Annotated in this window: 2 protein-coding genes; both read right to left on the reverse strand. The window is 62.5% G+C overall.

Going from position 1 to position 936, the window contains the following annotated elements; genetic code table 11:
- Positions 1 to 554 (reverse strand): IS3 family transposase (locus tag ACW5DW_RS17090; protein ID WP_457020503.1); only part of this gene is annotated, 554 nt, incomplete at its 3' end.
- Positions 527 to 880 (reverse strand): transposase, encoded by a 354-nt coding sequence (locus ACW5DW_RS17095; RefSeq protein WP_457020502.1) that lies wholly within the window; start codon positions 878 to 880, stop codon positions 527 to 529. The genes ACW5DW_RS17090 and ACW5DW_RS17095, both read right to left, overlap by 28 nt.
- Between the last annotated feature and the right edge of the window lie 56 nt (positions 881 to 936).

Raw genomic sequence — 936 nt, forward strand, 5'->3', positions numbered from 1 at the left:
CTGTGGAAGATCGTATCCGGCTCCGGCTGGCGGCGACGCAATGCCGCACGCAGTGCCCTTGCCGTCAGCGCCGCGGTTCGCTCGGTGCCCAGCGCCCACCCCAGCAGGCGCCTGCTGTGTCGATCCATGATGGTGGCGAGGTATCGCCAGACACCGGAGACCTTGAGGTAGGTGACATCGCCGACCCAGACCTGGTTCGGTCGATCGATGGCCATCTCGTGCACCTGGTTGTCGATGCTTGCAAAGAACCGGCTGGTGCCGGGGCTACGGCGGTAAAGCGTGGTCGAGCAACTTTGGATCTGGTTTTCCCGCATCAGCCGCTCGACGCGGCGACGACCGATGTGAAGCCCGTCCTGCAGCAAAGCCTCGTGCACCCGCGGACTGCCGTAGGTCTGGTGACTTGCATCATGTGCCTCCCGGATCCAAAGCAAGACCTGCGCGTCTGCGGTGCTGCGAGCACTCGCAGGCCGATCGCGCCAGGCGTAGTAGCCGCTGGCGCTGACGCCGTAGAGCCGGCAGAGCTGCCTCACCGGGACGTCTTTCTGCTGGGCAATGAAGGCGAAGACGTCCCGTTTCGTTCGGAAGTGAACGCGATCGCTTTTTTTAAAAGGTCATGCTCCAGGCGAAGCCGGTCGTACGCCTTCTTGACCCGGCGAAGCTCCTTGAGCTCGGCCAGTACCTCTTTGTCGACAGTCGCGCCTTTGGTCACGATCATTCCCTCCCGTGCCTGCTTGCGCCAACGAGACAACATGAAGGGATGGATGTAAAGCGACTGCGCAACGTCCTGCACGGCGACGCCGGGCATGTTACTCAGGCGGACTGCGGTCGCCTTGAAGGTCGTGCTGTAACGCGGGGTCGTACGTGGGCCTGGTTTCGGCATGGGAGCATCTCCTGATTCGTTAGGTCAGGGTGTCCACTAAAGCGAAGGAAGTGCCG

This window comes from Luteimonas sp. A482, assembly GCF_054072655.1.